This window comes from Novosphingobium sp. B-7 (assembly GCF_000410615.1).
GTDB lineage: Bacteria > Pseudomonadota > Alphaproteobacteria > Sphingomonadales > Sphingomonadaceae > Novosphingobium > Novosphingobium capsulatum.
Window position 1 is genome coordinate 1 of the sequence record NZ_KE148449.1, and the last position, 283, is coordinate 283.

1 pseudogene is annotated in these 283 nt (G+C 68.2%); it reads left to right on the plus strand.

Annotation, left to right across the window (positions count from 1 at the left end):
* Positions 1-42 precede the first annotated feature (42 nt).
* Positions 43-283, plus strand: a pseudogene (locus H926_RS35035) (chitin deacetylase); the annotation flags it as partial.

A 283-nucleotide genomic window follows, 5' to 3' on the forward strand; every position in this document is an offset into this window, starting at 1 on the left:
CGTGCCCGCCGCGCTGGCCGCCTGGGACGCGGTGATGGCGGCATGACGCGCGACCTGATCGGTCATGGCCCGGTGCCGCCAGCGGCCAACTGGCCTGGCGGCGCGCGCGTCGCGGTGAACTTTGTCATCAACTATGAAGAGGGTGCGGAAAACTGCGTGCTCAACGGGGATGCGCTGTCGGAAGGATTCCTGTCAGACATGGTCGGCGCCGCGCGTCATCCCGGCCGGGCCATGGCAATGGAAAGCCTCTATGAATATGGCAGGCGCGCCGGGGTCTGGCGGG